The sequence below is a fragment of the Stenotrophomonas sp. 2YAF22 genome (assembly GCF_052114665.1).
In the GTDB taxonomy this organism is placed as follows: domain Bacteria; phylum Pseudomonadota; class Gammaproteobacteria; order Xanthomonadales; family Xanthomonadaceae; genus Stenotrophomonas; species Stenotrophomonas indicatrix.
In genome coordinates, this window is the sequence record NZ_JBFRFE010000286.1 from 1 (window position 1) to 5,269 (window position 5,269).

The 5,269-nt window shown below is 67.5% G+C and carries 6 protein-coding genes and 1 pseudogene; 6 read left to right on the top strand and 1 reads right to left on the bottom strand.

Going from position 1 to position 5,269, the window contains the following annotated elements:
• A pseudogene (locus AB4Y84_RS12455) lies at nt 1-251 on the top strand (hypothetical protein); the annotation flags it as partial.
• 56 nt (nt 252-307) lie between these two features.
• Nucleotides 308-949, top strand: a complete 642-nt coding sequence (locus tag AB4Y84_RS12460) for a hypothetical protein (RefSeq protein ID WP_336031573.1) — start codon at nt 308-310, stop codon at nt 947-949.
• 100 nt (nt 950-1,049) lie between these two features.
• Here the strand turns inward: AB4Y84_RS12460 and AB4Y84_RS12465 are convergent, their stop codons facing one another.
• Nucleotides 1,050-1,799 carry a DUF3011 domain-containing protein gene (locus tag AB4Y84_RS12465; RefSeq protein WP_442244409.1) on the bottom strand — a complete coding sequence of 250 codons (750 nt, stop codon included), beginning with the start codon at nt 1,797-1,799 and terminating at the stop codon, nt 1,050-1,052.
• Between the two features lie 160 nt (nt 1,800-1,959).
• On the opposite strand from AB4Y84_RS12465, the gene aspS reads away from it, so the two are divergent.
• The 4 genes from aspS to AB4Y84_RS12485 all read left to right on the top strand — a co-directional run.
• Nucleotides 1,960-3,711: an aspartate--tRNA ligase gene (gene aspS, locus AB4Y84_RS12470; RefSeq protein WP_059064882.1), complete on the top strand. Its 1,752-nt coding sequence runs from the start codon at nt 1,960-1,962 to the stop codon at nt 3,709-3,711.
• A gap of 16 nt (nt 3,712-3,727) precedes the next feature.
• A complete protein-coding gene (locus tag AB4Y84_RS12475) occupies nt 3,728-4,063 on the top strand; it encodes a DNA primase (RefSeq protein ID WP_363731999.1) in 336 nt (111 codons plus the stop codon).
• Nucleotides 4,064-4,095: 32 nt separating this feature from the next.
• Entirely contained in the window at nt 4,096-4,617 is a 522-nt protein-coding gene (locus AB4Y84_RS12480) for a GNAT family N-acetyltransferase (RefSeq protein WP_442250213.1), read from the top strand.
• A gap of 77 nt (nt 4,618-4,694) precedes the next feature.
• A partial coding sequence (locus tag AB4Y84_RS12485; RefSeq protein WP_442250214.1) for an esterase/lipase family protein occupies nt 4,695-5,269 on the top strand: 575 nt, incomplete at its 3' end.

Consider the following 5,269-nt stretch of genomic DNA (forward strand, 5'->3'; position numbering starts at 1 on the left):
CCCTGGCCCTGGCCGCCTGCAGCAACCCCGAGGAAGAACGCAAGGCGATCATGCGCGATCGCTTCCAGATTCCCGCGGTGCTGTTCGGCGCGTTGCTGCTGTACGCCGCATTGACCACGCTGCTGCCCTCGCTGGTGTTCCGCACGCCGTTCGATGTCGACCCGGTCGAGCAGGAGCCGGCAGGGCAGGGCGAAGATGCACCCGTGGCGGCGACGGACGTGGTTGCCGTCGCCCCTGCAGCCGAGCGCTGAGGTAGATCCAGGGAGTGCGGTTTGCGCGCATCGGCCATGGCCGTTAGGGTTGGGGCATGAAACCGATCGCCGCTGTTGCTTCCGCCTTCGCCCTGCTCGGCCTCGCCGCCTGCTCGCAGCCATCGCATACGGTCAACCACGATCTGTCGACCGCGCCGGCCGACGCCTTCATGGCCGCGGTCGCTGCCCATTGTGGCCAAGCGTACGAGGGCAGGGTGGTGGAAGACACGCCGGCACCCACCGGCAAAGATCCCTTCGCCGGGCAGAAGCTGGTGATGCACGTGCGGGGCTGCGCCGACCCGGGCCATGAGCTGCGCATCCCGTTCCACGTCGGTGATGACCATTCGCGCACCTGGGTGTTGACCCGCACCGAGCACGGGCTGCGCCTGAAGCACGACCATCGCCACGCCGATGGCAGCCCCGATGCGATCACCCTCTACGGCGGCGACAGCAAGCCGCCGGGTACCGCCGAACGCCAGCAGTTCCCCGCCGATGGCGAGTCCGTAGCGATGTTCCGCCGCGCCGATATGCTGGCTTCAACCCACAACACGTGGGCGATGGAGATCGAGCCGGACCAGCGTTTTGTCTATGAGCTGACGCGCCCGGAAGGGCGCCGTTTCCGGGTCGAGTTCGATCTCAGCAAGCCGGTCGCGCTGCCGCCGGCGCCCTGGGGCGACCAGGCTTCGCCGGCACCCTGATTGCGGGGTCGGATCCCTCCTTTTGGAGGGTTCCGACCCCAGCATTGCACGCCCCCAAGGGGCAGAGCGCTGGCCGTCGGCCAGGGATCCGACCCTGCCATCAACGCGTGCCGAAGCGCGCCCGGCAGCCGTTGCTGACCCACACGTTGCCGCGCGAGTAGCCCCAGGTCCGGCCTTCCTGGCAGGCACTGCCGGACAGCTGCTGCTGCAGCACCGGCCGGCCCTGGCGGTCGTCCCAGTTGCAGCTCTGCTGGCGGTTGTTGTTGCTGCTGCAGGTCACGGTGTAGTTGCTGTTGCCGCCCCCCCAGCCGCCGCCATTGCCGCCGCCCCAGCCACCGCCGCGGGCTTCGGCGAACTCGGCGCGGCAGCCGCGGTTGACCCAGATCGCGCCGTTGCGCACGCCCCAGTTCTGGCCTTCCACACATTGGGTGCCGGAGATCTGCCGGACCACGCGCGCGTTGCGCCAGCCGACCGGGCAGCTGCGTTCGCGGTTGTCCTGGCTTTCGCAGCGCACGGTGCCGCTGTTGCCGTTGCCGTTGCCACCACCCCAACCGCCGCCGTTGCCGCCACCCCAGCCGCCTCGGCCCTGGGTGAATTCGGCGCGGCAGCCGTTGTTGACCCAGATGCTGCCATTGCGGGTGCCCCAGGTTCGGCCTTCCACACAGGCCGAGCCGGACAGCTGGCGGACCAGCCGGGCGTCGCGCCAGCCGGTGTTGCAGACGCGTTCGCGGTTGTTCTGGCTCTCGCAGCGGACCACCCCGTCCTGCGCGGCGGCAGGGGCGGAGTGCAGGGCGAGCGCGGTAAAGGTGCCAAGGATCACGGCCAGGCTGGCCAGAGACTGCAGTTTCATGGCGACATCCCCATACGGGAGTAGGTGCGCGACTATAAGGACCGGGGCGATCAAGCCCGCGTGACCGTCCGCATTTGCCCCGGCCGGGGCCTCGGCCGCAGAATAAGAGGCTTTCCGGCCCCCATCAGGCGCCGGCGTTCTCCAGCGGAGCTTTCCCCCCATGCGTACCCACTTCTGCGGCCTGGTCGATGAGACCCTGATTGGCCAGACTGTCACCCTCGCCGGCTGGACCGACGTGGCCCGTAACCAGGGCGGCGTCTGCTTCATCGATCTCCGCGATCATGAAGGCATCGTGCAGGTGACGGTGGAGCTCGACAACGCCGAAGTGTTCGCCGTGGCCGCCTCGCTGGGCTATGAGGACGTGCTGCAGGTGGAAGGCGTGGTACGTGCCCGCCACGCGGTCAACGACAAGCTGCGCACGGGCAAGGTGGAAGTGATCGCCACCGCCATCACCGTGCTGAACAAGGCCGCGCCGCTGCCGTTCCACGCCCACGAGAACCCGGGCGAAGAAACCCGCCTGAAGTACCGCTATCTGGACCTGCGCCGTCCGGAGATGCAGCGCATGCAGCGCACCCGCATCAAGCTGGTGCAGGCCCTGCGCCGCCACCTGGACGAAAAGGGCTTTCAGGACATCGAAACGCCGATCCTGACCAAGGCCACCCCGGAAGGCGCACGCGACTTCCTGGTGCCGGCGCGCATGCACCCGGGCGAGTTCTATGCCCTGCCGCAGAGCCCGCAGCTGTTCAAGCAGATCCTGATGGTGGCCGGCTTCGACCGCTACTACCAGATCGCGCGCTGCTTCCGCGACGAGGCCCTGCGTGCCGACCGCCAGCTGGAATTCACCCAGCTGGACATGGAGTTCGCCTTCGTCCGCGAGCGCGACGTGCAGGACTTCGTCGAAGACATGATCCGCGCCATCTTCAAGGAAGTGGTCGACGTCGAACTGGATGCCAGCTTCCCGCGCATGACCTGGGCCGAGGCGATGCGTCGCTATGGTTCGGACAAGCCGGACCTGCGCATCGCGCTGGAACTGGTGGACGTGGCCGAACTGGTCAAGACCAGCGAATTCCCGGTGTTCACCGCTGCTGCCAACGATGCCGATGGCCGTGTCGCCGCGCTGCGCATCCCCGGTGGTGCCAGCCTGTCGCGCAAGCAGATCGACGAGTACGCCGCGCACGCCGCCAAGTACGGTGCGAAGGGCCTGGCCTACATCAAGGTGGGCGAGAACGGTGAAATCAGCTCGCCGATCCAGAAGTTCTTCAGTGAAGAGGGCTTCGCCGCCCTGGTCGCCCATGTCGGCGCCGGCAACGGCGACATCGTGTTCTTCGGTGCCGGCGGCTACAACAAGGTGTCCGACTTCATGGGCGCGCTGCGCCTGAAGGCCGGCAAGGACTTCGGTCTGGTCGCCGACAGCTGGGCGCCGCTGTGGGTCACCGACTTCCCGATGTTCGAATGGGACGAGGAAGCGCAGCGCTACGTCGCCCTGCATCACCCCTTCACCGCGCCGGCCGTGGACGACATCGCCGACCTGCGCGCGCACGCCAAGACCGCCGTTTCGCGCGGCTACGACATGGTGCTCAACGGCAATGAAATCGGCGGCGGTTCGATCCGTATCCACCGCCCCGACATGCAGAGCGCGGTGTTCGAACTGCTCGGCATCGGTGCCGAAGAAGCCCGCGCCAAGTTCGGCTTCCTGCTCGACGCGCTGAACTACGGCGCGCCGCCGCACGGTGGCATCGCCTTCGGCATCGACCGCATCGCCGCGCTGATGGCCGGCACCGAGTCGATCCGCGACGTCATCCCGTTCCCGAAGACCACCGGTGCGCAGGATCTGATGACCGACGCGCCGTCGCCGATCGTCGACGAGCAGCTGGCCGAAGTGCACATCCAGGTTCGCCCCAAGAAAAACTGATCAGGAGATCCAGGCAATGACCGAGTTTGCGTTTTCGCTGGAGTGGGAAAAGCTGGGCAATGAAGGCTCCGAGGCCAACCTGGTCACCGAGCGTGCACGTGTCTTCGGTGGTTGGCTGGTCCGTGTCGGTACCAACCCGTCGGCCATGGCCCTGACCTTCGTCGCCGACGGCGAAGGCCGCTGGGACGGTGAAGACTTCGGCGTCGAGGATTACGAAGACGACGAAGAGGAAGAGTACGACGAGGACGAGGAAGGCGAAGAAGAGGAAGACGGCGAGGAAGAAGAGGAAGACGAGGAATACGAAGAAGAGGAAGAGGAAGAAGACGACAAGGAACCGGCGGAGCGGGCTTGACCCGAACCGTGGTCCTGACGTCAACTCGACCCATGTATTCGATCCGCCGCGCCACTGTGGACGACGCGCCGACCCTGTCGGCGCTGGCCGCACGCACGTTCACCGAAACCTTCGGCCATCTGTATCCGCCGCAGGACCTGCAGGACTTCATCGACGAGGCCTACACGGTCGAGCGTCAGCGCACGATCCTGGCCCACCCCGATTACGYGGTGTGGCTGCTGGAGCTGGATGGGGAGGCGGTCGGCCATGCCGCCGCCGGCCCCTGTGGGTTGCCGCATCCGGAGGTAAAGCCCGGTGACGGCGAGCTCAAGCGCCTGTACCTGATCAAGACACAGCAGAGCTGCGGCTGGGGCAGCCGCCTGCTGGAAACCGCGCTGGCCTGGCTGGAGCACGACGGCCCGCGCACGCTGTGGCTGGGCGTGTGGTCGGAAAACTTCGGCGCGCAGCGCTTCTACGCCCGGTACGGTTTTGAAAAGGCCGGCGAGTACCTGTTCCCGGTGGGCGATACCAACGATCTTGAGTTCATCCTGCGCCGTCTGCCGCATCCGGCCTGAAACCGTTCACTGCCGCTTGCCCCTGGCTTCTGTTCAATCACCGTAGTTCCGCCCCGCTGACCGCCAGGCTGTTGCACATGACTCCCCCCGTTCTGTTGTTGCATGGCATCTGGAATGCCCGTGCTTGGGTCGGGCCGCTGGCCTGGCGCCTGCGCGCGCGCGGCTTCCAGGTCCATACCTTTGGCTACTCGTCCGTATTTGGCGGTCCCGATGTGGCCGTGCCGCAGTTGCTGGAGCGGCTGGCAGATGCAGGCCCGCTGTCGCTGGTCGGGCACAGCCTGGGTGGCCTGCTGGCGCTGGAAGCCCTGCGCCGGCAGCCGCAGTTGCCCGTGCAGCGCGTGGTCTGCCTGGGCTCGCCACTGCGGGGCAGTGGCACTGCGCGCTCGTTGTCCGAACATGGTTGGGGCCTGGCCCTGGGCCGCAGCAGCGAGCTGTTGCTGGACGGGCTGCCGGACTGGCAGGGCAAGGCCGCCGTCGGCCTGATCGCCGGCTCGGTGCCGCATGGGCTGGGCAGCCTGCTCGGGGCGCTGGATGACGATTCCGACGGTACCGTGGCGCTGGCCGAGACCCGCCTGCCGGGCCTGGCCGACCACTGCGTGGTGCGCACCAGCCACAGCGGCCTGGTGGTGTCACCCGATGCCGCGCGACAGAC